Origin of the sequence: Pseudomonas sp. TWP3-2 (assembly GCF_049897765.1) — a bacterium.
GTDB lineage: Bacteria > Pseudomonadota > Gammaproteobacteria > Pseudomonadales > Pseudomonadaceae > Aquipseudomonas.
In genome coordinates this window covers 42,603-66,808 of the sequence record NZ_JAFCWW010000025.1, presented here as the reverse complement: position 1 = coordinate 66,808, position 24,206 = coordinate 42,603, and the positions used below count along the sequence as shown (strand labels likewise).

29 protein-coding genes are annotated in these 24,206 nt (G+C 58.2%); 28 read left to right on the top strand and 1 reads right to left on the bottom strand.

The window, feature by feature from the left end; all coding sequences use genetic code 11:
• The first annotated feature begins 49 nt into the window (after nucleotides 1-49).
• The 20 genes from ACP7EE_RS25015 to ACP7EE_RS24920 all read left to right on the top strand — a co-directional run bounded on the left by ACP7EE_RS25015 (nucleotide 50) and on the right by ACP7EE_RS24920 (nucleotide 15,977).
• Nucleotides 50-367, top strand: coding sequence for a hypothetical protein (locus ACP7EE_RS25015; RefSeq protein ID WP_426237526.1), 318 nt, complete (start codon nucleotides 50-52; stop codon nucleotides 365-367).
• A complete protein-coding gene (locus ACP7EE_RS25010) occupies nucleotides 354-1,739 on the top strand; it encodes a hypothetical protein (RefSeq protein WP_426237524.1) in 1,386 nt (461 codons plus the stop codon). The genes ACP7EE_RS25015 and ACP7EE_RS25010 overlap by 14 nt, the downstream gene beginning before the upstream one ends.
• On the top strand, nucleotides 1,739-2,455 hold the full coding sequence (locus tag ACP7EE_RS25005; protein WP_426237522.1) for a hypothetical protein: 717 nt from the start codon (nucleotides 1,739-1,741) through the stop codon (nucleotides 2,453-2,455). The genes ACP7EE_RS25010 and ACP7EE_RS25005 overlap by 1 nt, the downstream gene beginning before the upstream one ends.
• 49 nt (nucleotides 2,456-2,504) lie before the next feature.
• Complete coding sequence (locus ACP7EE_RS25000) at nucleotides 2,505-5,060, top strand: tail fiber protein (RefSeq protein WP_426237520.1); 2,556 nt, start codon at nucleotides 2,505-2,507, stop codon at nucleotides 5,058-5,060.
• A 3-nt stretch (nucleotides 5,061-5,063) separates the two neighbouring features.
• On the top strand, nucleotides 5,064-5,501 hold the full coding sequence (locus ACP7EE_RS24995; RefSeq protein WP_426237518.1) for a phage tail assembly chaperone: 438 nt from the start codon (nucleotides 5,064-5,066) through the stop codon (nucleotides 5,499-5,501).
• Nucleotides 5,498-6,262: a gp53-like domain-containing protein gene (locus tag ACP7EE_RS24990; RefSeq protein WP_426237516.1), complete on the top strand. Its 765-nt coding sequence runs from the start codon at nucleotides 5,498-5,500 to the stop codon at nucleotides 6,260-6,262. The genes ACP7EE_RS24995 and ACP7EE_RS24990 overlap by 4 nt, the downstream gene beginning before the upstream one ends.
• 9 nt (nucleotides 6,263-6,271) lie before the next feature.
• Nucleotides 6,272-6,814 carry a phage tail assembly chaperone gene (locus ACP7EE_RS24985; RefSeq protein WP_426237514.1) on the top strand — a complete coding sequence of 181 codons (543 nt, stop codon included), beginning with the start codon at nucleotides 6,272-6,274 and terminating at the stop codon, nucleotides 6,812-6,814.
• A 54-nt stretch (nucleotides 6,815-6,868) separates the two neighbouring features.
• On the top strand, nucleotides 6,869-7,630 hold the full coding sequence (locus tag ACP7EE_RS24980; RefSeq protein WP_426237512.1) for a hypothetical protein: 762 nt from the start codon (nucleotides 6,869-6,871) through the stop codon (nucleotides 7,628-7,630).
• A complete protein-coding gene (locus tag ACP7EE_RS24975; RefSeq protein WP_426237510.1) occupies nucleotides 7,611-8,510 on the top strand; it encodes a hypothetical protein in 900 nt (299 codons plus the stop codon). Before ACP7EE_RS24980 ends, ACP7EE_RS24975 begins: the two co-directional genes overlap by 20 nt.
• Nucleotides 8,500-9,030: a hypothetical protein gene (locus ACP7EE_RS24970; protein ID WP_426237508.1), complete on the top strand. Its 531-nt coding sequence runs from the start codon at nucleotides 8,500-8,502 to the stop codon at nucleotides 9,028-9,030. The genes ACP7EE_RS24975 and ACP7EE_RS24970 overlap by 11 nt, the downstream gene beginning before the upstream one ends.
• A gap of 845 nt (nucleotides 9,031-9,875) precedes the next feature.
• A complete protein-coding gene (locus tag ACP7EE_RS24965; protein ID WP_426237506.1) occupies nucleotides 9,876-11,081 on the top strand; it encodes a hypothetical protein in 1,206 nt (401 codons plus the stop codon).
• Nucleotides 11,082-11,175: 94 nt separating this feature from the next.
• Complete coding sequence (locus tag ACP7EE_RS24960) at nucleotides 11,176-11,826, top strand: hypothetical protein (protein ID WP_426237504.1); 651 nt, start codon at nucleotides 11,176-11,178, stop codon at nucleotides 11,824-11,826.
• A complete protein-coding gene (locus ACP7EE_RS24955; RefSeq protein ID WP_426237502.1) occupies nucleotides 11,823-12,017 on the top strand; it encodes a hypothetical protein in 195 nt (64 codons plus the stop codon). The genes ACP7EE_RS24960 and ACP7EE_RS24955 overlap by 4 nt, the downstream gene beginning before the upstream one ends.
• Nucleotides 12,014-12,520, top strand: coding sequence for a hypothetical protein (locus ACP7EE_RS24950; protein ID WP_426237500.1), 507 nt, complete (start codon nucleotides 12,014-12,016; stop codon nucleotides 12,518-12,520). The genes ACP7EE_RS24955 and ACP7EE_RS24950 overlap by 4 nt, the downstream gene beginning before the upstream one ends.
• A complete protein-coding gene (locus tag ACP7EE_RS24945; RefSeq protein ID WP_426237498.1) occupies nucleotides 12,517-12,855 on the top strand; it encodes a hypothetical protein in 339 nt (112 codons plus the stop codon). Before ACP7EE_RS24950 ends, ACP7EE_RS24945 begins: the two co-directional genes overlap by 4 nt.
• 179 nt (nucleotides 12,856-13,034) lie before the next feature.
• Complete coding sequence (locus ACP7EE_RS24940; protein ID WP_426237496.1) at nucleotides 13,035-13,349, top strand: hypothetical protein; 315 nt, start codon at nucleotides 13,035-13,037, stop codon at nucleotides 13,347-13,349.
• The gene (locus ACP7EE_RS24935; protein ID WP_426237494.1) at nucleotides 13,346-14,173 is read left to right on the top strand and encodes a hypothetical protein; all 828 of its coding nucleotides are present in this window, start codon (nucleotides 13,346-13,348) and stop codon (nucleotides 14,171-14,173) included. The genes ACP7EE_RS24940 and ACP7EE_RS24935 overlap by 4 nt, the downstream gene beginning before the upstream one ends.
• Nucleotides 14,170-14,442 carry a hypothetical protein gene (locus ACP7EE_RS24930; RefSeq protein ID WP_426237492.1) on the top strand — a complete coding sequence of 91 codons (273 nt, stop codon included), beginning with the start codon at nucleotides 14,170-14,172 and terminating at the stop codon, nucleotides 14,440-14,442. The genes ACP7EE_RS24935 and ACP7EE_RS24930 overlap by 4 nt, the downstream gene beginning before the upstream one ends.
• Nucleotides 14,439-14,873, top strand: a complete 435-nt coding sequence (locus ACP7EE_RS24925) for an ASCH domain-containing protein (RefSeq protein WP_426237491.1) — start codon at nucleotides 14,439-14,441, stop codon at nucleotides 14,871-14,873. Before ACP7EE_RS24930 ends, ACP7EE_RS24925 begins: the two co-directional genes overlap by 4 nt.
• Before the next feature lie 549 nt (nucleotides 14,874-15,422).
• Nucleotides 15,423-15,977, top strand: a complete 555-nt coding sequence (locus tag ACP7EE_RS24920) for a hypothetical protein (protein WP_426237490.1) — start codon at nucleotides 15,423-15,425, stop codon at nucleotides 15,975-15,977.
• Nucleotides 15,978-15,988: 11 nt separating this feature from the next.
• Here ACP7EE_RS24920 and ACP7EE_RS24915 read toward each other — a convergent pair whose 3' ends face one another.
• Entirely contained in the window at nucleotides 15,989-16,432 is a 444-nt protein-coding gene (locus ACP7EE_RS24915) for a hypothetical protein (RefSeq protein WP_426237489.1), read from the bottom strand.
• Between the two features lie 111 nt (nucleotides 16,433-16,543).
• Between ACP7EE_RS24915 and ACP7EE_RS24910 the strand changes: the two genes are divergently transcribed.
• The 8 genes from ACP7EE_RS24910 (at nucleotide 16,544) to ACP7EE_RS24875 (ending at nucleotide 24,070) form a co-directional block, all read left to right on the top strand.
• Entirely contained in the window at nucleotides 16,544-16,768 is a 225-nt protein-coding gene (locus ACP7EE_RS24910) for a hypothetical protein (protein WP_426237488.1), read from the top strand.
• A gap of 159 nt (nucleotides 16,769-16,927) precedes the next feature.
• Nucleotides 16,928-17,350, top strand: a complete 423-nt coding sequence (locus ACP7EE_RS24905; protein WP_426237487.1) for a hypothetical protein — start codon at nucleotides 16,928-16,930, stop codon at nucleotides 17,348-17,350.
• Nucleotides 17,351-17,474: 124 nt separating this feature from the next.
• Nucleotides 17,475-21,362, top strand: coding sequence for a hypothetical protein (locus ACP7EE_RS24900; protein WP_426237485.1), 3,888 nt, complete (start codon nucleotides 17,475-17,477; stop codon nucleotides 21,360-21,362).
• A 2-nt stretch (nucleotides 21,363-21,364) separates the two neighbouring features.
• The gene (locus ACP7EE_RS24895; protein ID WP_426237483.1) at nucleotides 21,365-21,505 is read left to right on the top strand and encodes a hypothetical protein; all 141 of its coding nucleotides are present in this window, start codon (nucleotides 21,365-21,367) and stop codon (nucleotides 21,503-21,505) included.
• A gap of 217 nt (nucleotides 21,506-21,722) precedes the next feature.
• Nucleotides 21,723-22,016 carry a hypothetical protein gene (locus ACP7EE_RS24890; protein WP_426237481.1) on the top strand — a complete coding sequence of 98 codons (294 nt, stop codon included), beginning with the start codon at nucleotides 21,723-21,725 and terminating at the stop codon, nucleotides 22,014-22,016.
• Between the two features lie 66 nt (nucleotides 22,017-22,082).
• The gene (locus tag ACP7EE_RS24885) at nucleotides 22,083-23,495 is read left to right on the top strand and encodes a DNA cytosine methyltransferase (protein WP_426237479.1); all 1,413 of its coding nucleotides are present in this window, start codon (nucleotides 22,083-22,085) and stop codon (nucleotides 23,493-23,495) included.
• Between the two features lie 65 nt (nucleotides 23,496-23,560).
• Nucleotides 23,561-23,833, top strand: a complete 273-nt coding sequence (locus ACP7EE_RS24880) for a hypothetical protein (RefSeq protein WP_426237477.1) — start codon at nucleotides 23,561-23,563, stop codon at nucleotides 23,831-23,833.
• A 12-nt stretch (nucleotides 23,834-23,845) separates the two neighbouring features.
• Nucleotides 23,846-24,070, top strand: coding sequence for a helix-turn-helix domain-containing protein (locus ACP7EE_RS24875; protein WP_426237475.1), 225 nt, complete (start codon nucleotides 23,846-23,848; stop codon nucleotides 24,068-24,070).
• Nucleotides 24,071-24,206: the final 136 nt, after the last annotated feature.

Sequence of the window (24,206 nt, the reverse complement as noted above, 5' to 3'; positions counted from 1 at the left end):
GCGGTTTTCTTTGCCAAGATGACCGCAAAGCATTCCGAGCGCGTCCGTCATGGCCGAAACGTTAAACACAGACCTGATTTTTCGCATGATTGCGCACTGGTGGGCGACCAAGCCGAACACCTACCTTGGCAGCACCTACGGCAACCCAGTCGAAGAGATGCTGCAAAAGCCCCTCAATTCGCCACTGGCCGATTGGTTCCTCGCCAAGCTGCTCAAGGATATCCCCGTGCTTGGCGCGTTCCCCGCAGGGACGATCAACCTGTACGCCTCGTCTGAAGGCGTCGACATCAAAACCGTTCATATCGAGGTCGCTGGCCGCATGTTGAGCCTGTCCGACTTGTCAGAGGTATCCCGTGGCAATTACTAAAGACCAGTTCATTCAGGACGCGGCAGACGAGATCACCAACTACCCGACGCTGGCCAAGCGCTTCCAGATCGGCGATCCGCTGATCACCCAAGGCCTGGCATCTATGGCCGCCATGCTGGCGCAGTTGAGCGCACAGGTGGAAATCACCACCGGTGAGGTGTATCTGAAGGCGCGCGATGTGACCGTATTGGCGGATGCGTCGGTGAAGGGGGTGCTGCCATTCGGCCGCCCGTGTATCGCCGGGATCAGCGTCAAGAATGACGGCACCAAGGTGCTGAAGATCTTGACCGGGCGCGTGTTGCGCGATCAGAACGGGCGGATGTGGCGGGTGACAACCGGTGCTCAGGTGGCTGTGGGCGAGTCCGCCAGCATCGTGGCCCGCCAGGTGGAGCTGCGAACCGTGACACACACCGTCGCGCAGAATCAGCCGTTCTACACCATCGACCTGGCAGAACCTCAAATTGGCCATATTGCTGAAGTGTCGGTGACCGGCTGGGACTACGCCCCCGAGTTCTGCAACGTGCTGGACGGCGATCAGATCTATCACATTCACACCGATGAAAATCAGGTCATCGGGCTAGTGTTCGGCGTTAGCGGGCTTTCAGGGATGCAGCCTGCCGTCGGCACGAAAATCAATATCTCGATCTACGACACTGAGGGCGATATCAGTCCGACCGTCGGCATGGCGTTCTACTTCGAATACACCGATGCCACCGAGAAAGCGACCATGTTGCTGTCTGAGGTGACGCAAGTCGGCGAAGCGCCTATGGACATCCCGACAATGCGCGAGAGCTGTTCCTTTCCGGGGATCTACAGCGAAAACGCGGTCTACCTGTCGAACTTTGATTTTCTGGTGCGCAAGAAGCTGGGCGCGATCACGTTCCTCAGCGTGTGGAATGAGCGCAAAGAAGAGCAGGTGCGAGAGCCGGGTATCGACAATATCAACCGGTTGTATGTGTCAGTGGTCAAGGAAGGGGTAACACAGGCCGCGCTGCAAACTGAGATCACATTCATCATCACCACCGCCGATAACAGCTACCGCATCACGTTCGTCGCGGCGATAGAAAAACACGTTCCCCTCAAGCTCACCCTCTACGTGCCGTCGACTTATGACTCTGCGGCGATCAAACAGGCCGTGCGTGCGCTGATCCTGGACAACTACGGTCGCACGTCGGAGTGGGCCAAGCGCGGCGAAGCCAAGATGCTGAAGAAGGACATCTATGACCTGTTGCGCCAGAACGTCCCGGCGCTCACTCAGCGCGTGGCTGACATCTCGGTCGACCTGATTGGTGATGACACGGCAGATCTGCCCGAGCACTTCCGCTATGTCACGGAAGAGAGCCTGGAAGTGCTCACGGAGACAGCGAACTAATGGAACTCAAGCCCTTATTGCGCAGTGCCGAATTTGACGCCATTGAGTCCGAATTCAAGGCGTTATTCGTCAGTCTCTACCGCAAGAATCTTGCGGGCCAGGTGATTGACGCCAACACGCTCGGGATGCCGCACCTTGGGCCAGACGCCTTTATCAGTCGTGGGTTGAACAACGACGGGCTGGCGCTGCTCAACGACACCACGAGCGACAAAACCCGCATGCTGTTCAAGGCGTGGCGCTACCTCAACCCTCAGCGCGGCACACACTTCCTGCGGTTCTACCTGCGGGCCTTGTTCGGCGACGTCTTCACCATTGACCAGATGTGGTGCAAGAAGGACGGCGCGTATCCGGTCGACCTCATGACGGAGAACGAAATAGGGCTGGCGGGTGAAGAGCTGACCGATTACTTCCTTACCAGTCGCTTGCGCGTGGATATCGAGACAGAGATTGTTCCGGAGCGGATCCTTGCGGCTGCCCGTACAGCGGTGGCTGCCCGGTTCGTGCTGGATCTACGTGCCGCGCGCCGGGCGGCGCTGACAATCCCGATTGCCTGCATCGCCTACGGATTCAACGTTGGGCGTATCACCGGTACCGCGCTTTATCACCAGCGTCGGATCGAGGCGTATACGCAAATCGGCCCAGGCATCAAGGTCGGCGGTTCGAACTTGTTGTTCAGCTCCAGCGACCGTTTAGACATGCAAACCTTCACCAAGTAGGGCCGTTTTTCGGCCTTACGCTTTGCCATAAATAACCGCCGGGGGCTTTATGGCAGATCCTTTAATTCTCAATCCCACGCTGACGCTCGCCGGTCAGGCTGCGGCGTTCAACGCCAACAACACCGGGATTGAACTCATCGTCGACAGCGTTTCGTTTGGCCTGGCTCACTACGACCCTAACGGCTCCGAAGTGGCGCTGGTCAATCCAATCGGTAACCGGGTGCCGTTCGCAGGCGGTAGTCGCCCAACGCCTTACCAGCTGCGCATCAGCGCCGCATGGAAGGAAGACGTGGGCGACGTGCCCATTGGCGAGATCGCTTTCTGGTCTGGTGACACGCTGGTGTTCGTTTGGTCGAGAGCAGACGGCCAGATCGCGTCCTACAAGACCAATGGCGTGGCCTACGTCATGTTCGCGGATCTGGCATTCGCCCAGGTACCGGCGAACAGCATCACTATCGTCATCGATCCCGACCAAAGTGCTGCGCTCGCCGCGCTGTCGGCGCATGAAGGTGCCGCGAATGCTCACCCGCAGTATCTACTGCGCGCGGACGTTGCAAAGGATGCCGGGCCACTGATGGGCCTTGTGCATTCCGCTGGCAGCGCTGCGAATGCGTTGGTGCTAAAGCTGGATGCCCCTGAGTCGAAACTGGCAGCCCTGGCCAAGTTCCAGCGCTTCCAGTTTGTGGCGGCCAGCACCAACACCGGGCCGGTAACGGTCAACATCGCGGGAATTGGCGTCAAAGCTGTGAAGCGTGGCGGCGATAACGGGCTGATCGAGCTGGACGCGGGCGATATCAAGGCAGGATCCCTGTACGACCTCAACTACGACGGCGCCAGCTTCCAGTTGGGCGGTGGCGTGGGTAGCGGCAAGGCGTTTGAGCGCTTTTCATTCACGGCATCGGTGGCACAGACCATCTTCAATGCCCCACACGTCCCCGGCAGCATCATCGTGCTGCACAACGGGCGCGAAATCACCGATTACGCCTCAGCAGCGGACGGCTCCAAAGTCACCAAAACCATCCCTTGCAACTTGGGTGACAACTTCGAAATCCTGGCCTTCAAATCATTCAGGGTTGCTGACGGCTACACCAAGGCCGAGGTTCAAGCCTTGATGAAAACCGCGTCGGGCTTGCCTGTAGGCTCGATGCTGCCGGTACCAACCGGGATTGTTCCTATCGGCTACATGGAGCTGGATGGCAGTGTGCAGAGCATCGCCACCTATCCGGATCTGGCCGCATACCTCGGGACGGCCTTCAACAAGGGCAATGAGGGCGCCGGTAACTTCCGCTTGCCTGATTCGCGCGGCGAGTTTCTACGCGGTTGGGATCATGGGCGTGGTGTGGATGCAGGCCGCGCGATTGGTAGCTGGGCCGCTGACTCTACCAAGGCTCACTTTCACAAATTACCAACGAGTTCAGGCGGGGGCCAGATTTACGACCCTATGGGAGACGTTCCGGTAACGGTGCTGAAAGATGGGGCCGCTGACTGGGCTACGCGTGCCACTTTTGGGGGTGACAACGACACTTTGTCTATTGGGGTGGTGAGAACCTACAACCAAAGCGCCGAATCGGAAACCCGCCCGCGCAGCTTGGCGGTGATGTGGTGCATCAAAGCGTGGAACGCCCCGGTCAATCAGGGGCAGATCGACGTTGCCGCGCTGGCTGCTGAGCTGGAGAAAATGAAATCGGCGGTACCGGTGGGCGCCCTGATGCCATTCCCGGATGGCGTGGTGCCGCCGGGCTATTTGGAAGCGGACGGCAGCCTGTTTCTGGACGCGCTTTATCCTGACCTGGCCGCGTACCTCAACAAGAAATACAACATTGCCGGTGACCCGGCTAACTCCACCCGCTTGCCTGAAACGCGCGGCGAGTTCCTGCGTGGCTGGGATCATGGGCGCGGGGTTGATGCGGGCCGAGTTATCGGCAGCTATCAGACCGGTACCAAGATTCAAGGGGATGACGGCGTAGGGCCGACCGTCCAAGGTATCGGCAACGTCAATCAAATCGACGCTGACCCGGCGCCGGGTTTTAGCGCCGACATCAATTATACGGCCAGCGGTATCACAGCCGGATCATTTGGCTTGCCTTACTGGCGGACAGTCCGCCCGCGCAACCTTGCGGTGATGTGGTGCATCAAAGCCTGGAACACACCGGTTAACCAGGGAACGATTGATATCGCTGTCTTGGCTCCGCTGGCGACCCAAGCGACCGAAATCAAGGACGGGACGGCGAAGGTCGCAACTCAAAATGAAGTTGATGCGGGCGCCGATGACACTAAGTTTGTAACCGCCAAAAAGCTCTTTGGTGGCTTCGGAATGTCCATTGGTACTAGTGGGTTTATTCGACTTCCCAGCTGGCTTGGAGGCTTCACTTTTCAGTGGGGAATTACCGTTGTGAGTTCAAACGGTGATTGCGTAATTACTCTACCGACGAATTACAACACCAGGCACGTTCAGATTCTCGGAATCTCAGGGGCTATCACTGGTATGGCCGTCGCTTACACGGCGGTCAGCTTATCCGGTGCAGTAATCCCGTGCTATGTCCCATCTTCCGGTGCCAAGGCGGGTGGTGGATACAACGTAGTTTGGCTCTCCATCGGGAAATAACTTATGCAAATTTTCATGTCTCCTACAGCTGCCGGTTTTTTCCATCGGCCAGGCAATACCAACATCCCGGAAGATGCTGTAGAGATCAGCGCTGACACATATGCAAGTCTCCTCAGTGGCTTGTCGGCTGGGTTACTGATCGGCTGGGATGATCAGAGTGTTCCGAAGCTCGTTGATCCACCTGTACCCGTTCAGGATATTTCGGCTCATGAGCGAGCGTGGCGCGACGGCGAGCTGTCCTCTGTGATGTGGCTGCGCGAGCGGCACCGCGATCAGCTAGAGATTGCCGTGGCAACAACTTTGACGGCAGAGCAATTCAACGAGTTGCTGGTTTACATGCAGACACTGCGTGATTGGCCTCAGTCCCCCCAATTCCCTGCTTCACAAGAGCGCCCAATCGCTCCGCAATGGCTCGCAGGCGCACAGGAAGATCACCAATGAGCAGAGCAAGCGTACTTGCCCAGAATGACCAAGAGGTGCAGGACTACGTACTGCAATTCAAGACGCGTCCGAATGGGCCAACGGCCCCGATTTCGCACGCAGATGATTCTTTGGCAACCACAGAATTTGTGATGCGGGCGGTGGGGAGTTTTGCAGGGCAAACAACCTTCAGTACGCCCACTGTCGTGCTAACTCCGGCAATGGCTGGTCGCAGAATCGTTGTCAATGGCCCTGCAACAGTGACGTTGCCGTTGTTGAGCGCGGGCACCAGCGGCGCGAAGTTCTATATCCAAAACGTGGGGTCGGGCGACGTCGTGGTCAATCGGCAAGGCTCCGATCTCATCGTAGCTCTTGCGAATAACCTGTCGAGCATCACTATCCCGCCTTTGTCGAATGGTGTTCTCACAATCGGCGATACGAACTATGTATTGGAAGAGGGGATGTCTGCGCTGAAATACTCCGCTGAGTTTGCCACAACACTGGCAGTCATCGGCAAGGAACGTATGCCAAGCGGAAGGCTTCGCCAGTGGGGCACATTGACCACTAGCGGCTCGGGGGATCTGGCAGTGCTGTTCCCAGAGGTCTTCGCCACCCGGCTTCTATCGCTGGTGGCCGTGGCTTACATCGGTGGCGGCCCCACCCGAGACACGAACGTGATGGTTCGCACTGATGGTTTGGGGCGGACAGGTTTTAGCGTGGGCGCATTTCTGACTGGTGCACGAACGGCAGAGGCGGTTTATTGGGTTGCGGAAGGGTATTAAGGGGTATCTATGATCTATTACAGCCAGTCGCCTGCGGGCTTCTACAACACCGAAAGTCATGGCGAGCGAAGAATCCTCGTGATTGATCCGAATTGGTCGCGCCCACTCAAAGACGGCGATCCCGACGAAGAGGCAGAGCCGCAATGGATTGAGGTCGACAACCCGGCGTGCTTGATCCCTGCCAACGCGGTAGCTATCTCCGACGAGCTTTACGAGTCGCTGCTGTTGGCGCCGTCACGTAGCAAAGTCATCGTCCCCGGCCCGGATGGGTTGCCAATGGAAGCGGATCTGCCTCCGATGTCCGACGAGGAAGCCGCCGCAACCGAACGTAGCTGGCGGGATGCGCAGCTTGCCGAGTCGGACGGTGTTGTTTCTCGCCACCGTGACGAAGTGGAGGCTGGTGGCGCCACAACGCTGACCGCCGAGCAATACACCGAGCTGCAAGCGTACCGCCAAAAACTGCGCAAATGGCCGCAGGGTGAAGAGTTCCCACTGGTGGATCATCGCCCGGTGGCGCCGACGTGGTTGGTCGATGGGGAGGTGCTGCTTTGATGCGGCACGCCCACACGCTGACACCCGGCAATCCAGTAGCGAAAGAGGTTTCAAATGGCTGAATTAAACGGCAGCTTTATCCAGCAAAAGGAGGCCTTTGGCTGGTACCTGCTTGACTGGTTTAACAAGCTGTACACCGATACTTCGGCGCTTCAAGAGTTCCGCGCCAGGCGCCCGGCTCAGGCCATGCAGTGGGCGCCGTCGCGCATGCTCGACAAGGTTGAGTCAATGCTGGCGCAGTACCGCAAGAACGAGAACGGCGAGAAAGGCGCAACCACCAAGCTGCCGGTGATTCTGCTCGCGACTGATGATGATTTTTTGGGTACCGGCGCCGACTGGGGCGGCCACCATACTGGGTTTGAGCGCGTGCAAATCTTTGAAGGTGGCTCGTGGTACGACTACCGACAGGACATGCACGACCGGCGTATTCAGGTGGTGGTGATTGCCAGTGATGGCGATACGGCCAAATCACTGGCGGCGCAGCTCAGCGCGTTCATGCAGCAGCCGCACCGCCGCTACATGGACGCCAAATACAAGTTCGGGCAATACGAAGTTCCGGCGCCGATGCAGCTAGAAACGAAGCGCATCGACTGGATGAAGATCGAAACCGAGCAGAAGAACCTGAAGATCCTTGCGGCCGACGTAGCGCTCAAATGCGTCGTGCCGATCTTCCGCGCCCCGGCCGAGGGCGAGCCGAACGACGGCAGTACCAACGTGCCGCCGGGCTATCCAGTTGTCCAAGGCGTGCTTTACCAGCAGCACATGGGGCACGACTTCAAGCATTTGGTGGATGGCGATGAACGTCTACTTGAGTGAAAACGGCGACCAGCTCCCCACCGACGTCGTAATTCGATGGGTGAGCCGGTCGGACTTGACGCCAATCCCGCGCAGCCTGGAGTTCACCGTAAAGCTGATTGATGGCGTGGAAGCCAAGCTGAAGCGGGGCGCCACTATCTGGTCAGGCCGAGAGAACCTGGCTTACAAGATCGTCAAAACACAGAAGGCGCCGCCGCTCGGTGAAGTGCAGGGCAAAGAGCAGCAGCAGGCGATGAGTGTTATCGCGTTGCTGGCCAGCTGCGCGCCACTGGCCGAACCGGTGGCGCAGGCAGTCGTAATGCGGGATGCATCGTTCTCGGCCGTCCTGCGCAGCTGTGGCGCTTACCTGCGCATCGGTAGCGACTTCTCTGTGCCGCGGTTCAGTTGCTTTCGTGGCACACAACCCAGTTACGGCGTAGCCAGGGTGCTACAGGAAGAGGGCGCCGCGCTGGTGCTGGTCGGCGGCAAGTTGCAGGTGATGCGCCTGACCGATATCGCCAAACAGGCGCCGGTTGACGACATTGGCCAAGTGGACTCAAGCGCGAAGGTTGATAGCGAGTTTCTGGAGCTTCAGCAAGTCCCGAGCTTCTACACCGTCGACGACTCTGGCGCGATCATCACCGGGCAGATGGGTGAATCGCGCGTAATCAACTTCATGCCACGGGGCGAGCCGCGCCAACTGCGCAACGCCTCGTGTGTGCTGGTACGCACCAAAACCGTCGACTCTCAGCAGTGCCAGCAGATTCAGGCGGGTAGCGTGCTGGCGGTGGGCGGGGAGAATCTTGTGGTCATCACCGCCGCACACGCTGGCATGCAGAAAACCGGGGCGATGGAGAGCACCAGCCGCCTATGGCTGGGGAGGTTGGTCAATGCTACCTAACTACGCGGCCGCATTCGTGCGGGCGGTCGATGGGAACCGGGAGCGGCGCGAGATCCGCGTCGAGATCCCACCATTCACTGACGGCGCCCAAGAGTTCCCGATTGCGGAAATGTGCTACCCGATGGGCTGCGACTCGACCAACACTGAGATCCGCATTGTCGTCGGCATGCCGATATGGGTGTCATTCCGTAATGGTGATGAGCGCTACCCAATCATCGTGGGGCATCGGCCGGTGAACACGGGCAACGAGCAATCAACTCGGCGCTGGAACCACGATAACTTCGAATTCAACGCCGACAAGGTGTTCACCATCAACGCGGGCGAGAAAATCGCGCTGGTTGTGGGCGGTACCACACTGGTGCTGACGGCTGATTCAATAGCGGCCATTGCCGCGGCGCTGACCATCAACGGGCCGGTTACGCAGACCGGCGGAGACATCACCAGCGACGGCATCAGCGTCCAAAAGCACCCGCACAAGGACAGCTTGAACGGCCTGACAAGCAAGCCTTTGCCGAGTTAAGGAGCGGACTACCGTTCGTCGGGAGAGGGCGCAGATAGGGGGCTTTACGCCCCCTGATTGTCCGGGGACAAAACCGCATAGATATGTGCTTTTGTACAGGCTGTACAAATAGCCACTATGGCGTAATGATGATTCTCGCGGTTATTCTGCGCGCCAGATACGACAAGACCCGCTATAAGCGGGTCTTGAAGGGCTATGCGGAGGTGCAAACTCCCTTAGCCTTGAGTCGAGGGGAATTCCAGCTGTGGCGGCGGGGATGCTCGACTCTGTAGGCCCAATTCTGGCGCGAACACGCGCCCTTGTCTACAGATCCGCCCCCTCACTCATCGAGCAGTCGCGCTTTTTTGTGCGCCCGAGTGGTTTTCGTGCGCCCAAAATGGACGTAAGCGTATGCGATAGACGGGGTTGGATATCAAGCGTTTGTTACCCGTCTTTGCGACTGTACGGCCCAATGGGGATTCATTGCACAGGGCCGACCGTGCGACGCGCTTCACGCCTTCCCAGGCTCGCAACCTGGGGGCATTACCATGTGGGCAAGGGGAATAGACCGGCACCACGTTAAAAACGCCGCGGGAACCGTCCAGCAGGACAAGGTTCGGTAATGCAGCAGGTCTATGAAGTGTCTACTCAGCGGGCAATGGGGGCAGGAATCTAGCCGATTCTTCCAAAAGTGAGTAGCAAGGCGAACCACTCGAAACCTTTATGGGGCCGGGAGGGCTTGCCTGTTCTGAAGCGCAGCGAAAGAACAGGCAAGCGGGAGGTGTTGCGGCGCAAAGCGCCACATTACGCCCCGGCTTTTGGGCTTCAAAATGGTGAGTATTTCCACACTCCCGAGAACCCGCCCCATGCCTAAAACCAACTCCCTGGACTTCTCTTCGCCTGCCGGTGCTGAAAAGGCAATCAAACAGATTACTCAGCAGCTGGGGCGTGCGGGACAAACCGTTGTTTCGTCTGAATTCAGTAACAAGGCCCGGCGCAGTTCCGACACCACTTACCGCGAAGCCTTCCTGACTCTGGTCAGTGGGCAGATGATCACGCTGCGGGTGAACAGTACCGGCGATATCTATCAGGTCGTGCTCAACAAGTCGGTGATGCCGCTCAAGGAACACACCGACATTGAAAAGGCTGTGGGCGAGATCGCTTCCATGGCTGAAAAGAATCAGCATGCATTCCAGAAAGCCCAGGCTCGCAAAGCTGTTGCGTTGCCTCGGGGCATGTCCACACCCAAGCACAAGCAGGTCGATGCGCTGACGCAACAAGTTGCCGAGCTGGACACCCAAATCACCGAACGCAAGGCCACGATTGCAGCGCTGGTGTCGAAGTTGGGCGGCGCCATGACTGATTCGGTACCGGAGCTGACCGGTTTGGACGATGCTGCCCGCGACGTGCTGACCAAGCTGGCGAAAGCCGAAGGCCAGGTGCTGGAGGATGGCGACGTGCCGAGCAAGTCAGGGCGTGACACGTTGATCGATCTCGGTCTGATCGACCGGTACACCGAGAAGGGCGCCAATGTACTCAACGACAAGGGCCGTGCGTGCGCGGCACTGTTGGACTCGGCGCCGCCGGTTTCCCAGTCTTCCACCAGTGATGGATTGCCCGTTCTGACACTGGCGAGCACCTACGTAGCTGCGCGCGAGATCGTGGCCGCCAGCGGGATCATGCTCGACGACGCAGCCACCGCCGGAGCTGTAGCCCATCTGCAAGCTGGCCTTGAAGTCGTCGAGAACAACGGCCCGATCAACCTGGCAGAAGGCAACGTAGAGCAGGCGTTGCACGAAATGCGTATGGCCGAATCCTTCCGGACGGCCATCGCAATGCTCGACAGCGCCAAAGAACGCCAGATGGATGACAAGGCACTGGATCAGTTGGTGGCCATCGCGAAGGTCAGCGCCGCTTCTGAAGATGAAATCGCCGATCAGGACGCACTTGCCACTTTGCTGGCGCTGGCGATGGTCGACGTGGCTGAGGGGATCTACTTCCTGACCGAGAAAGGCCGCCAGCACCTCAATGAAAACGGTATGGACGCCTACGGTGAGCCGTTCGCGGAATAGCCCCGCCGAGCGTGAAGGGTTTCAGCCATAAAACCGCTCGAAAACGTTATAAAATTATTGTTTAATGATACTCGTCTTGTACGGGGATTATTTTATGTCGGATCAAATGCGTCAAATGGAACATGACACCGCACAGGGCCGAGCAGCGTCGACTCGGCTTGAACTGATGCTGATAGGTATGCGGGTAGCGAAGGCGAGCACTGAAGACATCCGTTGCGCTATGGGGGTGATGTCCTTCTTGGAAGCCCTCGAATTCGGGATCCTTCCCGATTGCCTTACGAGCGATCCAGAAGCCGCCGAGCTGGCGCCTGAGCCATTCAACGTCGAAGATCAAGCCGTCTGCCAGAAGGTGTTACGCAAGCTGCTGGAGATCAACGAAGGCGCGAGCCTCGGCCGCGTGGTGATCAACGTCCGGGCGCTATTCAGCCCACATAACCAGCTGCTGGATTTTGATAGTGATGTGTTGAAGCTCCATCCGCGACTTGCGCAGGGAGTACAGGCAAGCGCTGGAGGCTGGCGCGCCTTGTCCGGGCCGGGGCAGGTTCAGCCGGGTGACCACCTCAGCTTCACCGTGGGCGGCAAGCCCTTGTGCGTGAAGGCGCGCGAGGTGCTGTTTGCCGGTACCGACCGTGAGGAAGTCGTCTACAACCGTCGGCGCAATCACTATTTCATCACCGCTATGGCGCTGGCCGGTAACAGCTCTCACAAGGACGTGCTGGTGCGCGCAGCTGGGGGTGTCCAATGATGCTGGCCGGTCAGCAATTCGACGAACGCTCACTGCTGGAAAGGGCGCTGCGCAACATCCGCCCGAGCAAAGACCAGCCGGTGCGCGTGCGGTGGGCGCTGGTGCGCGATGCCTTTGGGCTTGGCTCAATGGCCGCCTACGCCATGTGCAGAGAGTTCCAACTTGACCCTGAAGAGAAGGTAAACCCATGAGCGACCACAGCGAACTGATGCGGCTGGCCAGCGCAGCAACGCAAGGCGATTGGCAGGTTATCGAAACAGAATTGCCTTGTCGTTTAGGGGGTACGCACATAGAACGCCGCATCTTCACCGTGAAAGACCATCCGCAGCTAAAAGCACCTTGGCCGGTAGTGAATGGTTCTGTCGCGCTGGGTACAGATACTGTGCCGGTTCATCACATGGTGAGCATAAGCGCCGAGGATGCTGCATTCATCGCTGCTGCAAGCCCTGCCGCTGTCGTGGCCCTGATCGCCGAGATCAAACGGCTTTCGGAAGAGGTCGAAATTGACGACAAGATCATAGCCGAGCGTGATCGCCTACTGAATGTCATTCCAGAGTGCGCCCCCCACGGCCAGTGCGTGCCTTACGCCATCCAGTGGGTGAAAGACATTCAGGCCGAAGTAAAAGAGCTGACAGAAGAGCGCGACAGCCTCAAAGCCGAAAACGTAATACTTCGAAAGGAAGCTAAATCGTGAGTCCGCCGCCCCTCATCAGCTCGCAGCGCTACCTCAACCCGAAGAAGGTGCAGCGCAAGGCCGGAACGTTCAAAACGTTCATTGTCAGCACGTTGACCGTTGAGTTGCGTGGCGCCATGTACCGGGTGTTGCTCGACGGGCATCACAACTTGGCAGCTGCCAAGGTCGCGGGCGTTGAGCCGGAGTGGCGCGGGCCTTCGCTCAAGATGCAGCGGTTACTCAAGCACAAATCAAAGGCAGACGTGGCGCTGTTCCTCATCAACAACCTGACCGACAGCGACTGGTATTTCATCGACTCCGGCCAGGTGGTACCTGAGCTTCTTGCAGTAGCGTGACTCACCCGCAAAGCACACGGCGCCCTTCGGCGCCGTTTGTGTTTCTGGCCTTCAAATAACGATCAGAACAATAGCGAATAGCTGTTAATATTTGCCTATGGTGTCCGGGGATACTTTTTTATCCACGTTTTTCGCGTTTTTGGCCGGTTTAAGGGGGAAATATGCAGGGGAAGCGGGTTTTGAGCCGTGCGAACTACGAAAACGATTCGGCGTTTGAGAGCGATGTCGATCAGGTGGCGAAAGTCCTGGGGACAGACGGGAAACGCGAGCTGATGTTTTCTCTGCTGCGCGAGTGTCGCGGCTGTGGCCAAGACCCGTCATTTGCCAGCACGGAATACGACGTGAAGCACGTTCGCGGTGTGTTTCAGCGGACAATGATTTGCAAGGTCTGCAACCGTGAAGTGCCAATCGCAAGCGATGAGTGCCAATCCATCGGCCGCATCGTGACCCTGTGGAACACTACCCCGCTGACCATTGAGGGGCGAGTTTCATGATTACCTCAATCGAAAAAGAAGCCGACCTCTGCGCCATATTCATCCGCGAGTTCAACTCCGTGCCCGGTTGGAAGTGTTATCCAGAAGCTGCTGGCTTTGACGTCCTCGTGGTGCATGAGGATGGTCGCCAGATCGGCGTCGAAGCCAAAATGGCACTTAACGCCAAGGTTGCTGACCAGATTCTGCCAAATCGTGGGGATGATCTTTATGGACGCCCCGGCCCGGATTACCGCTTAGTCATTGTCAGCAAAATCACTGACGCGAGCGCTGGCATAGTGAAAATGCTTGAGTGCCTTGGTGTAAGAGTTCTGTTACCTCGAACAGCCAGCTGGACAGCTAACGGTGACCAATTCACCTTTGACCTCTCCAACAAACTGTTGGAAGTCAGTACCAGAAAGCCGTTTTATGACTGGTACATGTTCGACTGGAACCCTTCTGATCGCTGTCCAGTACCGATACTTGCAACCAACCTACCGGCCGGTGTCCCATCGCCGATTCGTCTCACGCCTTGGAAAGAGTCCGCCTTGAAAGTGATTGCACAACTGCGCAGTCAAGGGTTCATAACCGCCAAGCAAATTGCTGGCCACGGGGTGGGCGTAACCGCGTGGACGCAGGCGCCGGGGAATAAACCGGCCTGGCTTGCGAAAGGCGCAGTGCGGGGCACATGGGTTGAAACACCAAACCTGCCCGCATTCGATAAACAACATCCCGAGGTATATGCGTTGGCCGTCGAAGCCCTTGTGAGCGCAGTACCTCAGTTGGGTATGGCCCTTCCGGGCACAGAGCAGGCGACTCCAAATCGTCAGCAATTGGAGCTGGTATGAAGCCGAACGCCGTTTTGATCATCTGCGGGAATTCAATGCCGTGCAGGGTGGCGCCCATCGAATGGCAAAACGTGGTAGCCACCGAACCGGTAGAGAAATTTCAAGGTGGCCCTTTCTACGAAGAAACGCGAGAAGACGATTCATGGATGCGAAGCACTGCGGACTGTCGCGCCGAGCGTGTTCGCGAGAATGCAGAGCAAAGTGATCCGCATCACCCACAACGTCGCAGCAAGGGCGAGAAAGCCCGTAATCGAGGCCGCCGAAAATGAAGACATTAAGCATTCGTCAGCCGTGGGCGTGGCTGATCGTCCGGCCTGACCTCAAAACGCCAGAAGAGCGCGCAGCAGCGGCGCACCAGCTCAAGGACATCGAGAACCGCACCTGGCTGACGAAGTTTCGCGGGCGTTTTCTGGTGCATGCGTCCAAGGGGATGACCAAGAACGAATACACCTTTGCCGCTGAATTCGCCCGTTCCATTGGGGTGACCGTTCCACCGGCCGCAGACCTGCAACGTGGCGGAATCATCGGATCGGTTGAAGCGGTCGACAGCGTTGAGCAGCACCAATCGCCGTGGTACATGCCCGGCAACAAGGCAATCGTGCTCCGTGACCCGCGCCCACTCCCGTTTCTGAGCATCAACGGCCGACTGGGGTTCTTCGAATGCCCTTACGCCTTACCCACCAACCACCCGGAAACCTGAACCGATGAAAGCCCCTATCTACTGCCGCACCAGCGGCCAACGTGTTGGTGGTTGCAGCTGCTACCGATGCCGCCCCACCGATCAAAAGTCGAAGCCGGTTGTGGATGCCGGGCTAGCGAAGTCTGCCCGGTAGCCACAACTGGCCGCTGCCGCAGGCGACTTGAACGGCATCCTACGGCAGAAGGGGCACTGGAGATCATGAGAAGGCACAAGTTACAGCCCCCCGTAAATCAAGGGTTCCAGCGGTGGGGGTAGTTCACCCTAGTGACCTACCCCTAGTTCACAGCTAATGACCTGGGGTAGCTCACAGCTGGTGAGCTATGGGTAGGTCATCAGCTGTGAGCTACCCATAGATCATATGTGTTTCGATATCGTGCAAGCTTGAGAGATATCGAACACGAATGATCTAACCTAGCTCACTGGGATGAGCGATCTTGAAGGCGCGTAGCGTGAGCTACCCTTAGTTCATCCGTGATCGATATCTGACAAGCTTGCTGCGTAGCGGACAATTTTGTAAGGTAGCGACCAAGTTATCGAGGTTACAACGGAATGGCCGAAGAGATCCGCAAGCTCAATCAACCAGCCCCGCGTGGGACATGGGTGCAAACTGAACGCGCAGCGCACGAAGCCTGGGCGCAGTTGATTGATGATGCCCCGCGCGCGGCACAGCTGCTGCATCGCCTTGTGGCGAATATGGACGAAACCGGCGGGCTTGTCGCCAGTCATGCAACGCTGGCCAAGCTCAACAACGTGTCAGTGGCCACCACGAAACGCGCCCTGAAGGTGCTCACAGAGAACAACTGGGTTCAGGCGATCCGGATTGGCGGTGACCGGGGCGGGTGTCTTGCTTACATCGTCAACAGCCGTGTGGCTTGGGCATCGAGCAGAGAAAACCTCAAGCTGGCGTCATTCAGCGCTCGCGTTATTGTTTCGTCCGAGGATCAACAAGACCTCGGCAGCGCCCCGTTGCGGCAAGCCCCGTCGCTTGGGCCGGGGGATATGCAGCTCCCGGCCGGGCCGGGAATGGAGCCGCCCGCGCAAGGATTGCTTGATGGTTTCGAGCCAGATCTACCATCGATCCCGCGCGGATCTGATCGCGGGTAGTCGTATGCTACTCAGATCGTAATCAGGTCAAACCATTCATCCATCGCGTCATCTGCCTTGTTGATAGCCAGCTGGCGCTGCTGGAAATGCACCATAGCCAGCACAGCCACTTCCCCATTCTCTAAATCCGCGTGAAGGCGATATTTCTGCCCTTTCTCGTCTACCCCGTCGGTTTCAAGCCGGGGCTTGTGCCGATTCGCTGCATCCCCCAGCACCATCGTGTTGTTGCCTTCTGATGTCCGGTAATCGCGGATTGCCTGCGCCCAATGATCCTCGGTGAACAGGCAGTCATAGGCTTCCGTTCGCGTGTTGGTCACAAAGGCAAAGCCATCATCCCCCACCTCCCGAAACTTCACTGATTTGGCGATGGCCAGAATTCCCGTGGCTGGGTCAATAAGGCCCACCAACGTCACGCTTTCCCCGGTGTATCCGCTGACCGATGCCATGATTTTCATATCGAGCCTCAAAATAAACAATAAAACGCTAATGTTTTGCTTGCGAGATAAACAATAAAATTATAACGTTTCTCTGCCGAAGGTTACGGCCTAAACGAAAGGGAATAAGTTATGCGCAAGATTATCGAGAGTGTGCCTCATCAGTTCTGGATGGGTTTGCTGGTGGCCGCAGCCATTGGTGCTTACAGCTGGGTCGGCGAGTCGGACTACCAGCAGCAAGTCGAGAGCGCCCAGCTCTATTGTGAGATGTCTGATCGCGGTGCGTGGCCGGTGCGACCCGAGCTGAAGTGTCCGAAACCTGATATCCAGCAGGGGCTACACCTCGTTGCCTTGTGACGTGATTCAAGCCATTTAGCCCCGATTGTCGGGGCTTTTTGCGTTTTTGGCTCTCAAAAAAGTATCCCCGTACCATTTTCGGGTGATTTTGACGCCATTTCGTTTTGCCAGCAAAGTGACTTATCATAATGTCACCATATCCACAGTGCAGGACTCGACATGGCAGCAGCTGGAAAAGATCAGGCGCCGAAGGCCGGTAAGCGAATGGGCAGACCTGTTTCGAATGCTCAGCCGAAAGAGCGCATGACGTTCTATATCGCGTCGGATCTGGCGTTTAAGGTGCGCGCATTGGCGTTTGAGCAGAAAAAGCGCCCTTCCGCAGTATTCAACGACTTGGTGCGGGCGGCACCGGAGCCGAAGCTGCAAGCAGATTTGAGCCGTGAATCGCTTCAGGCTGCGTCCACGTATTCGCGCGCCGATCAGGTCAATGTCGACAAAGAGCGCGTTACGCTCTGGATGGAGCCAGCGCTGGCCCACAAAGTGCGGGCGCTGGCGTTCGCCGAACATGTGCCGCACTCCAAGATCGCCACGGATCTGCTGCAAAAGGCGCCCACGCCTGACCCCAAGATGACCTTGGACTGATTGCAGGTCGTGCAATGAGAGGCGTCGAAAGGCGCCTTTTTTGTGTCTGGAGAACATGAAAACCGGCGCCGGGATGCGGGTTTTTGGCGGGGTATCGTGAGGCTTTCCAGCGGAGCCACGGTAAATGACTGATCCCTATGCAAAGTTGACCGCTGCCGCGCATAGCGGTGCGTTCGGCCTTGGCGTCAAACGCGCACCAACGCCTGCGCAAGTGCGGGCGGGCAACTACCCGAAAGGCAGCCTGCGTCTGCATGGCCTCGCCGTCACCATTGAAACCCCTATGTTCACCCCGCGTACCGGCAAGGCTGACGGTGAGCCGTGGGCAATCGTGTGCATGGCGAACTACGGCTACCTCAACGGGTACAACGGCGCCGACGGCGATGCCTTTGACGTGTACGTGGGGCCAGTCCCCGAAAGCACACTCGTCGTGGTTGTGAATCAGGTGAAGAAGGATCGCACCTTTGATGAGCACAAGGCCGTGCTGGGCTTCCACGACGTCGACGGCGCGCTCAACGCCTACCGCAACAGCTATGAGCGCGGTTGGCAGGGAATGGGCAGCTACGTGGTGTGCTCCGTGAAACAGTTCAAGGCCTGGCTGAAGTCAGGCGATCTAACCCGGCCCCTTGAGGCCGTCGATTTGATTCCTGATGAGGTGAAACCTATGACCGGCGCCGTTGTGGCCTGGGGCGAGAACAATCTGCCCGTAGGCATGACCTTGGGCGAGGTGATGTATGGCCTGCGCCGAGGCGACCCCGACAAACTGCTGCTCGACAGCGCGAACATGGCCGACATCACTGAGTTTTTGAGTGACGGCAACATGCTCGACGCCATGGTGATCGAGTACGCCCAGTTCGACCGCAAGGCCAACCAGCTGCTGCGTGTGATGCGTGCCGCGGCCGCGACGGTCAAGGTCGACGCCGTTGAAGTCAGCAAGCCATTCAAGAACCGCGGCACCACTCAGGTGGCCATGCTGTTCACGATGAGTGACGGCCAAAGCGTTACGGTGTTCTTTCACAACCCGGACAGCACGCCGAACCGGCTCACGGCTCTTGACGAGCTGATCAGCTGGAAGTGGGTGCTGAACAAAAAGGACATCACGCTGGTAGTCGCTCCGGAGCGCGGCCAAGACATCAATCCGCGCCAGGTTGCCCGCCGCATCATGGCGCTGGTGGAGAAGAACAGCGCGAAGTTCCTGAAGGCGAGCGGTGCCAGCGCCGAGAGCGCCGCGAAGATTGAAGACCTGAAAGCGCAGGTGCAGACCAAAGCGGCCGAGCTGCAAGGGCTGGATGAGCAAGTGGCCGAGCTACAGGCCAAGGTCGAAAAACTCACGGTACCGGCCGCGAGCGACGACGCGCAGCCTGAAGGCATCGTGGCGAAGGCATCCGACTACGCCGAGCAATACCTGGCTCAAGCAGACGGCATTGCCGACAAAATCAAAGCGCTGGGTGGTACGCCGCTGACGCGCGAAGAGTTCATGGCGCAGGTAGCGAGCGGTGAGCAGAAAGGCTTCACCCTGGACGTCCTGACCGCGAAGCTCGCCGAGCACAACGCGGATCTGGGCGCGGTGAAGTCCGGCAAGAAGACAGGCCGTGCAGTTGTCGGTAAGGGCGGTACCAAGAAGAACGCCATCGAATGGCTGAGCACTGCAATTGCCGAAACCATGGCGGCCATCGACAGCGGCGGCATTCTGGCGACGATCAACGCCAGCAATTACTTGAGCCAAGTCGCCGAAATGCTGCGCACCCTGGAAGCGCAACAGAGCGCTGGCCAAGACAATCAGGATCATGGCAACGGCGCCGATGATGCCGAGGCGGAAAAGATCGCGCGGTTGCTGGAAATGCTGGCGGGTGCTCGTGCCAGGCTGGCCGACATGGCGCCAACTGATGCGTATTACGGCAATCTGGTCAAAGACATCGCCGACATGGCGAAACAGCTGTGGGATGCCGGGTATCGTGGCCCCGAAGCGACGGCAATGAGCGTGCAGGAAGTGCCGCCGCTGGTGCCAGATGCTCAGGCCGATATGCTCGGTGATGATCCTGCGTTGCGCGACAACCGTACCGATCTGGCGAAGCTGACCGCTGCGCTAACTGCTGGCGACCCTATGGGGGCGCTGGGTGTGCTGGATGCCGTCACCGACGTAGATGCGCTGCGTGAGCTGGTATTGAAAGCGGGCTTCAGCCTCGGCGCAAGTGGCACCAAAGACGAGATTCTTTCCGGTGTCGGGCGTGACCTCGTGCGTGCAGCCAAAGCGAAGGTGGACGGCTTCGGGTTGCGCGAGCTGGATAAGCAAGCCGCGGCCGCCACTCAGGAGCCTGTCAGCACCCTGCCAGCGCCTGACGCCGCCGCGCGTGAACAACGAATCGCCGAGTTGAACGAAAACATCGCCAAGCTTCAGGAAAGCGGCGCCGACGCCTCCGATTACATCGCAGAACTCAAGCAGCTGACAGAAACGCCGCCAGTGGCCGCCAGTGAGCCGCAGAAGCCTACCCCTGATGTTGATGAGGACAATGGGGAGATCGCGCCAGACGGCCGCGAGAACACGGTGAAAACTGCCAAGGGGACGAAGGTTGTCACCGGCTTCAAGGTGATCGAGGCGAAAAAGCTGGTGATCAGCCACGAATCCGACGGCACCGCCAACCCGGACTACCCGAGCGAGCTGCAACCGCGCGACCGTGCGCGTGCGACGTCTCAGGCCTGGGTGCAGAAGACAGCTCGCAATCTTGATCCGGACAGCCTGGGGCGCACCAATCGCGCCGACAGCGGCGCGCCTATCGTCGGTACCGACCGTGTGGTCGAGTCCGGCAATGGCCGCGCCATGGCGATCCGTGAGGCGTACCGCATTGGTAAGGCCGACGAGTACCGCTTGTGGCTGCTGGAACACGCCGATTACTTCAAGGTGAGCGCCGCCAAGATTCAGAGCATGAAAGCCCCTGTGCTGGTGCGTGTGCGCGTCAGTGCCGTGGATCGAGCGGAGTTCGCCGTAGAGGCCAACCAAGACGACAAGCTGGCCATGACGGCGACTGAGAAGGCCCGCAGCGATGCCAAGCGCCTGGATGCCGCCATGATGGCGAAGCTGGCAGACGGTGACCTCACCAGCGCCGCGAACCGCGATTTCGTGAATGCGTTCCTGCAAAGCCTGGGTGATGCCGAGGCGGCGCAGTACATGACCACCGACGGTCGCCCTACCGCCAGCCTGATCAGCCGCGTACAAGCAGCGCTCTTTGCTGGCGCCTACTCCGATGACCGTCTGCTGGAGCTGACCGCCGATTCCAGCAAGCCGGAGATTGCCAACATCGTCAGCGCGCTGAACATGGCGGCGCCGGACTTCATGCGGGCCAAGGAACTGGACGTGGCTGGCGCTGAAGACGCTGGCGAGAAGGTCACCGACTCCCTGGAGCTGTCGCTTGATCAGGAAGCGGTGAACGCGATCATCAGCGCCACCAACGTGCTGCGCAAAGCCAAGGAAAGCGGTTTGGGTCTGGACGAGTTCCTGCGCCAAGGCGACATGTTTGGCGACCTCGATCCGTCCGTTGCCGCAATGGCTACGTTCATCAGCAAGAACAACCGCAGTGCCAAGCGCCTGGGTGCCGCATTCAAAGCCATGGCGCAGTTCGTCGAGTCGGAAGCGCGCCGCAAGCAGACTGCCGGTCTGTTCGGTGATGAACCGGCCAGCTTTGGCGATATCGTCAAGGCCGCCAATGCGCAGCTGGAAAAGGAATTTGGTGAAGGCGTGTTCGCCATCGAGCAGAATGACCTCTTCAGCCAGCCAGCGGCCGCACAGCCTTCTGAGCAGGCCAACCCCGACGAGAAGGACACCGCCTTGCAAGCAGCCAAAGCCTATCTGGACAGCATCATTGAAGGATCCGCTGACTTGAGCGATCCAGACAGTGTGATGAAAGAGCTGGAGCGCATCTACGCGGCGTTCGGTGAAGGTGAACTGAGCGGCCTGTTTGGTGATGCCGCGGATGCATACACGCAGCACGCACTCAAAGCCACGGCGGAGGCCTTCTAGCCATGAACCAGAAGCTAATGAAACGCCTGCTGCTGGGGGCTTTGCTGGCGGCGGCTCTGCAATGCCAGGTCGCAATGGCGGCGTGTGATCCGATGGCGCCGCACCACGGCGAACAGGCGGCAAAGCGCTGTTTACCGGCATAGTGGTATAACGTTCTAGCAAGTGATATCAAAAGATATCTTTTGGTAGAAGATGATACGAACAAATAGAAGCCCGCCGCGTGCGGGCTTTTTTGTGCATGCGCTTTCAACAGTTTATCGGCGTAATTATGATTTTATGACGTTGTGATAAAAAGTAATTGACGGGCTAGAATCTAGCCCATAAAGTAGGCCCATCGAAATCACTGAAGAGCAAACCCGCATGGTTACCCCGGCAGATACCACCACTACCATCCCGAGTGCTCCTGAGCTGGAAAACGTCGGCACCGAGCGCCAGAACCAAATCCTGAATGTCATGTTGGCGGCAATTGGTACAGAGCCAACCTGCTGGACGAAGATCAGCAAAGCGGTCGGCGACCAAGTGAAGATTCGTAAAAACGGCTGGATGACAGTGCGCAACCTTCTCCAGTGGCTCATCGATAATAAATTTGTGGCCCGTGTTCCTTTCGACCCCAAGACCCTTGTGTCTGACACCTTCATTCGCCTGCCTCGCTGACCTTCCCGCCCACACAGCCCCTTCATTGGGGCTTTGTCGGTATCAGCACCAGCCCGAGACAACCCAATGAACACAGTTCTGCATTTGAAAATCGGCGAAAACCGAGCCGTACCACGCCTTTGGATGGAGGGCGTAACACTGGCCCGCGCCGGTCTTGAGATTGGCGCTCTTTATGCGCTGAACGAGCGAAGCGAAGAATCGAAAGGCCTTGAGCTGTGCCGCGTTGACGAAGCCTACGAAGGGCAGACTTTCCTTGTCAGTGAGCGCAACCGGGGCGGTAAGACCGTTCCGTTGATGGAGATTCGCAGCCACCGGCTTGCTGAGGCGTTCGAAGGCATCGAGAAAGTGCGCGTTGCGCTGTTTGAAGGTCGGATCGTCATCACGGCCAACCGCGCCGACGAAAACATTGTGCAGCGTACCCGTCGGTTACTCACGAAAGCGCGTGATGGTGTCGCGCTGGGCGTATGCAGTCTCTTCCATGGCGGAGGCGTGCTTGATAAAGCCCTGCATCACGGTATGCAGCGCTCAGGCGTTAAATCGTTCGTGCAGGTAGGTGTAGAAATGGACGAGCGCTATCTGGACGCCTCACGCCGCAACAGTCCGGAGCTGTGGCCATCGGAGTCGATTGCATTGCTAGGCGATATCCGCGACGTTGATTGGCGTCTGTTGCCTCAATGCGATTTGCTGGCGGGCGGCGTGCCGTGCACTGGGGCGTCCCTCTCTGGACGTTCCAAAAACAAGCTTAAAGCCGCTGAAGAGCATAAGGACGCCGGGGCATTGTTCTTTGACTACCTCGACGCTGTAAAGGAACTGAACCCGGCTGTTGTGGTGCTTGAGAACGTTCCTCAATACCGAAATACCGCGTCCATGATGGTGATTCGCTCCGTGCTGTCGTCACTGGGCTATCACGTCACTGAGGCTGTGTTGAATGGCAACGACTTCGGCACGCTCGAAGCCCGTGAGCGGCTGATCGTGGTGGGAGTCTGTCGTGGCTTGGGCGTGCAATTCGATTTTGAGCAAGTCCGGCCACTGCGCGAGAAGGAAGCCACGCTGCGTTCGATTCTTGAGCCAATCCCGCTCGACTCCAAGCGGTGGCGCTCTATCAAAAACCTGAAGGCTAAGGCAATCAAGGACAAGGCGGCCGGTAAGGGTTTCGCCCCTCAGTTCCTGACCGGTGATGAGACGCTTTGCGGAACCATTGGAAAGGGATACATGAAGCGTCGAGGAACAGAGCCATTCCTCCTGCATCCGGATGACCCTGATATGGCAAGGCTCTTAACGAAGATCGAACACTGTCGAGTCAAAACTATTCCGGAGTGCGTCATTGCAGGTGAGTCGGAAACTGTAGCCCATGAAATCAACGGCCAGTCCGTGTGTTTCGCGAAAGTGGAATCTGTTGGCGTCGGCATCGGCCAGATGATCCAATCTGCGGTTGATTCATTTATGACCGTTTCCCAGCGCCCCCTCCCCCTTGCATAAACAGCTTTATCGACGACAGCCCGCCGAGCGCGGGCTTTTTGGGTAACAACATCAGGAGATTCACCATGCCAGCACGCAAACAGATGTCATTGAAACAAATGGAAATCCATGCGAAAGCCTTGTGCTTCGACTGGAACGAAAAGTACCCAGCGGGCACAACCGTTGACTACGAGTCAACGCTGGGCAGCGGCATAATCCTCCGCGCTGAAACAAAGGGCGAAGCGTTCGTCTCAAGCTGCGAGGCGGTCGTATTCATCAGTGGCGTATCCGGGTACGTGTCCGTTGAGCATTGCAATGCGGTCAATTCGGAAGCTGTCGGCGCCGGTTCGGCAGAATGATCTGAGGAACCAATGGCCAAGCCAAAACTCATAGCGCCCGATGCTTCGCTGCACAACACGGACGCGGCTTACGTTGCCCAGGTGATCAAGCGTACCGGCATGAGTCAGCGTGCTTGTGCTGCTCGTGTCGGCGTGTCGCACGCCACGCTCAAGAACTGGATAGCAGGCACGCACGAATGGTCATACCCGGCGCAATACGCGCTTGAGTGCCTAGCAGCGTTCGCTGATGTGGAATGACCAGCAGCACCCTCAAAGCCCGCCCTGTGCGGGCTTTTTCGTGGGATAACAAAAGATATCAATTGGTACTAACTGATACCCGGCAAGGCAGAACAAGAATATATCTTTGGATATCTCAAGATAGCTGCATGCAGCC

Coding starts and splice junctions, on each gene's coding strand:
- ACP7EE_RS24925 (WP_426237491.1), top strand. CDS start 14,439: ATGAAGACATTAAGCATTCGTCAGCCGTGGGCGTGGCTGATCGTCCGG.
- ACP7EE_RS24990 (WP_426237516.1), top strand. CDS start 5,498: ATGAGCAGAGCAAGCGTACTTGCCCAGAATGACCAAGAGGTGCAGGAC.
- ACP7EE_RS24920 (WP_426237490.1), top strand. CDS start 15,423: ATGGCCGAAGAGATCCGCAAGCTCAATCAACCAGCCCCGCGTGGGACA.
- ACP7EE_RS24880 (WP_426237477.1), top strand. CDS start 23,561: ATGCCAGCACGCAAACAGATGTCATTGAAACAAATGGAAATCCATGCG.
- ACP7EE_RS25015 (WP_426237526.1), top strand. CDS start 50: ATGGCCGAAACGTTAAACACAGACCTGATTTTTCGCATGATTGCGCAC.
- ACP7EE_RS24950 (WP_426237500.1), top strand. CDS start 12,014: ATGAGCGACCACAGCGAACTGATGCGGCTGGCCAGCGCAGCAACGCAA.
- ACP7EE_RS24895 (WP_426237483.1), top strand. CDS start 21,365: ATGAACCAGAAGCTAATGAAACGCCTGCTGCTGGGGGCTTTGCTGGCG.
- ACP7EE_RS24985 (WP_426237514.1), top strand. CDS start 6,272: ATGATCTATTACAGCCAGTCGCCTGCGGGCTTCTACAACACCGAAAGT.
- ACP7EE_RS24970 (WP_426237508.1), top strand. CDS start 8,500: ATGCTACCTAACTACGCGGCCGCATTCGTGCGGGCGGTCGATGGGAAC.
- ACP7EE_RS24960 (WP_426237504.1), top strand. CDS start 11,176: ATGTCGGATCAAATGCGTCAAATGGAACATGACACCGCACAGGGCCGA.
- ACP7EE_RS24995 (WP_426237518.1), top strand. CDS start 5,064: ATGCAAATTTTCATGTCTCCTACAGCTGCCGGTTTTTTCCATCGGCCA.
- ACP7EE_RS24980 (WP_426237512.1), top strand. CDS start 6,869: ATGGCTGAATTAAACGGCAGCTTTATCCAGCAAAAGGAGGCCTTTGGC.
- ACP7EE_RS24965 (WP_426237506.1), top strand. CDS start 9,876: ATGCCTAAAACCAACTCCCTGGACTTCTCTTCGCCTGCCGGTGCTGAA.
- ACP7EE_RS24905 (WP_426237487.1), top strand. CDS start 16,928: ATGGCAGCAGCTGGAAAAGATCAGGCGCCGAAGGCCGGTAAGCGAATG.
- ACP7EE_RS24915 (WP_426237489.1), bottom strand. CDS start 16,432: ATGAAAATCATGGCATCGGTCAGCGGATACACCGGGGAAAGCGTGACG.
- ACP7EE_RS25005 (WP_426237522.1), top strand. CDS start 1,739: ATGGAACTCAAGCCCTTATTGCGCAGTGCCGAATTTGACGCCATTGAG.
- ACP7EE_RS24900 (WP_426237485.1), top strand. CDS start 17,475: ATGACTGATCCCTATGCAAAGTTGACCGCTGCCGCGCATAGCGGTGCG.
- ACP7EE_RS24955 (WP_426237502.1), top strand. CDS start 11,823: ATGATGCTGGCCGGTCAGCAATTCGACGAACGCTCACTGCTGGAAAGG.
- ACP7EE_RS24875 (WP_426237475.1), top strand. CDS start 23,846: ATGGCCAAGCCAAAACTCATAGCGCCCGATGCTTCGCTGCACAACACG.
- ACP7EE_RS24930 (WP_426237492.1), top strand. CDS start 14,170: ATGAAGCCGAACGCCGTTTTGATCATCTGCGGGAATTCAATGCCGTGC.
- ACP7EE_RS24935 (WP_426237494.1), top strand. CDS start 13,346: ATGATTACCTCAATCGAAAAAGAAGCCGACCTCTGCGCCATATTCATC.
- ACP7EE_RS24975 (WP_426237510.1), top strand. CDS start 7,611: ATGAACGTCTACTTGAGTGAAAACGGCGACCAGCTCCCCACCGACGTC.
- ACP7EE_RS24910 (WP_426237488.1), top strand. CDS start 16,544: ATGCGCAAGATTATCGAGAGTGTGCCTCATCAGTTCTGGATGGGTTTG.
- ACP7EE_RS25000 (WP_426237520.1), top strand. CDS start 2,505: ATGGCAGATCCTTTAATTCTCAATCCCACGCTGACGCTCGCCGGTCAG.
- ACP7EE_RS24885 (WP_426237479.1), top strand. CDS start 22,083: ATGAACACAGTTCTGCATTTGAAAATCGGCGAAAACCGAGCCGTACCA.
- ACP7EE_RS24890 (WP_426237481.1), top strand. CDS start 21,723: ATGGTTACCCCGGCAGATACCACCACTACCATCCCGAGTGCTCCTGAG.